The organism is Pseudonocardia ammonioxydans, assembly GCF_900115005.1.
Lineage (GTDB): Bacteria > Actinomycetota > Actinomycetes > Mycobacteriales > Pseudonocardiaceae > Pseudonocardia > Pseudonocardia ammonioxydans.
The window spans coordinates 1-2,192 of record NZ_FOUY01000134.1 but is presented as its reverse complement, the minus strand read 5'-3'; the positions used below and the strand labels follow the sequence as shown (position 1 = coordinate 2,192).

The following is a 2,192-nucleotide window of genomic DNA, read 5'->3' as shown; positions in this document are numbered from 1 at the left end:
GTACTCGAGAAAGATCACGCGGTGGCCGTCTCACGTCACGACGCCACGCCGCTCACCAGCGACGAACCCGTACACCACCTCCGCGGACGTAACCGTGTCCCGGGGTCGTCGTGCTCGGGTAGGGACGCCTGTCAGCTCAGGAACCTGACGGATCGTGAGTCCTGTCTAGGAAGGGCAAGTCCAGCCGGACTTGTCCCCTGGACGCGGAGCGGTCAGCCGGTACCAGGAAAAGCGCAGCCAGGGCCACGACCACGATGAACGGCACCGAGATTAGAAAGATCCATCGCCATCCCAGGTGAGCGGTGATGATCCCGGAGAGCGCGAAACCGAGCACCAAACCGCCGCTGGCCACGGCCGCCCACACGCTCAGGGCGCGGGAACGGCGCGGCCCCTCGGGGAACAGCAGCACGATGGTCGCCATCGCCGCGGGCAGCGCGACGGCCTCACCGGCCCCCTGTGAGCTTCCCCCGCTTCGCCGGAGTCTTCGAAGACTGGTCCCATCGTGAGGGACTGGGAAGGAAGGCTCTGTTGCCAGCACCGAGGAAGTACCCCGATGAGCTGCGGGAACGAGCGGTTCGGCTGTATCGACAGTCCGAGCCGCGGCCGTCGTTCAAGCGGCTGGCCGAACAGCTCAACGTGCACCCCGAGGCCCTGCGGAACTGGGTCCGCCAGGCCGAGGCCGATGCCGGCGAGCGCGAGGATCGCCCGAGCACCGACATGGTGGCCGAGAACCGCAGGCTGGCGGCCGAGAACGCCGAGCTGCGGCGAGTCAACGAGGTCCTGCGCGCGGCGAATGCGTATTTCGCCAGCGAGATCGGCCCGACCCGGAGGTGGTCATGAGCTTCATCGACACCCATGACTTCCCGGCCGGTCTCGTACTGCGGGTCCTGGGCATCCCGGCCTCGACCTACTACGACTGGCGGGCCCGCCGCGCGGCGCCGAGCCGGCGCGAGCTCGACGACGCCGCGCTGCTCGAACAGATCTGCAAGGTGCGCAACGTCAGTGAGTTCGCCACGACCTACGGCTCGCCGCGGGTGTGGCTGGAGCTGCGCCGCCAGGGCGTGCGCGTTGGGCGCAAGCGCATCGAGCGGATCATGCGTGAGTACGGGTTGCAGGGCGCTCACCTGCGCCGCGGCTGGCGCCACGGCTCGACCCGTCAGGACCCAAACCACACCGCCGCCCCGGACCGGGGCGAGCGCAACTTCCGCGCCGACGCGCCGAACCTGCTCTGGGTGGCGGACCTGACGCGGCTGGTCACCGGCGAGGGCGTGCTGTGGCTGGCCTCGGTGCGCGACGCGTTCGCCAACCGGGTCGTCGGTTGGGCCACCGGTGAGCGGGCGACCACGACACTGGTGCTCACCGCCCTGGATCATGCGCTGCGCTCCCGGTCGGTGCGCTCCGGCGAGTTGATCTTCCACAGCGACAAGGGCGCCCAGTACACGGCGCTGCGGTTCACCCAGCGCCTGGTCGACGCCGGTGTCGCGCCCTCGACCGGGTCCACAGGCGACAGCTACGACAACGCCCTGGCGGAGAACCTGTGGTCCACGCTCAAGATCGAACTCGTGTACTGGCCGGGCACGACCTTCGCCACCCGCGCCGAGGCCGAGCACGCCCTGCTGCGCTACATCGACGGCTGGTACAACCCCCGCCGGATCCAGGCCGGGCTCGGCGGGCTCTCACCTGACGAGTACGAGGACGCCTACCATCGCGCCCAGCGCGACAATCACCGGTAACCCGGACTCCGGGAAACCGGGGGAAGCTCACTGCAGGAGACGAGCTGCGACCAGTACCGGGAATGAGGGGGCCAGGCCTGCCAACAGGGACGCCGCGCCGAACAGGGTCGTACCTGCCAGGAGAGTGCGGCGGCGGCCCAGCAGGTCGCAGAGCCGACCGCCGAGCATCAGCAGCCCGCCACCGGTAATCGTATAGCCGACCACGACCCAGGTCAGGGTGTGGCCGTCGACGCCGTAGTTCGCACCGATCGAGGGCAGCGCGATGTTGACCACGGTCACGTCGACCGCGATGAAGAACTGCAGCATAGACATCGCGCACAACACGAGCCATACGCGTACAGGGGCGGGACTTTGCCCGCGAGAATTAGAGCGTGTTTGAGAAGAGGCGGCGTGTCTCCGTGGTCGGCGACTGGGTCTGGTCCATCGTGGACGGGTGGCTCGGCGTAAGCGGCGGTATCC

Annotated in this window: 4 protein-coding genes; 2 read left to right on the top strand and 2 right to left on the bottom strand. The window is 68.8% G+C overall.

Translation table 11 applies throughout. From position 1 onward, the window contains the following. Positions 1-136: 136 nt before the first annotated feature. A complete protein-coding gene (locus tag BM093_RS34625) occupies positions 137-421 on the bottom strand; it encodes an MFS transporter (RefSeq protein ID WP_218163078.1) in 285 nt (94 codons plus the stop codon). A gap of 35 nt (positions 422-456) precedes the next feature. On the opposite strand from BM093_RS34625, the gene BM093_RS34620 reads away from it, so the two are divergent. Beyond that, positions 457-840: a transposase gene (locus BM093_RS34620; RefSeq protein WP_093357654.1), complete on the top strand. Its 384-nt coding sequence runs from the start codon at positions 457-459 to the stop codon at positions 838-840. Next, positions 837-1,733 (top strand): IS3 family transposase, encoded by an 897-nt coding sequence (locus BM093_RS34615; RefSeq protein WP_143105720.1) that lies wholly within the window; start codon positions 837-839, stop codon positions 1,731-1,733. Before BM093_RS34620 ends, BM093_RS34615 begins: the two co-directional genes overlap by 4 nt. A gap of 27 nt (positions 1,734-1,760) precedes the next feature. On the opposite strand, the gene BM093_RS34610 is transcribed toward BM093_RS34615, so the two are convergent. After that, positions 1,761-2,045 (bottom strand): MFS transporter, encoded by a 285-nt coding sequence (locus BM093_RS34610; RefSeq protein ID WP_245774001.1) that lies wholly within the window; start codon positions 2,043-2,045, stop codon positions 1,761-1,763. Positions 2,046-2,192 lie beyond the last annotated feature (147 nt).

Bases quoted from the DNA above. Each gene is read 5' to 3' on its own strand.
- BM093_RS34625 (WP_218163078.1), bottom strand. From the start codon at position 421: ATGGCGACCATCGTGCTGCTGTTCCCCGAGGGGCCGCGCCGTTCCCGC.
- BM093_RS34615 (WP_143105720.1), top strand. From the start codon at position 837: ATGAGCTTCATCGACACCCATGACTTCCCGGCCGGTCTCGTACTGCGG.
- BM093_RS34610 (WP_245774001.1), bottom strand. From the start codon at position 2,045: ATGTCTATGCTGCAGTTCTTCATCGCGGTCGACGTGACCGTGGTCAAC.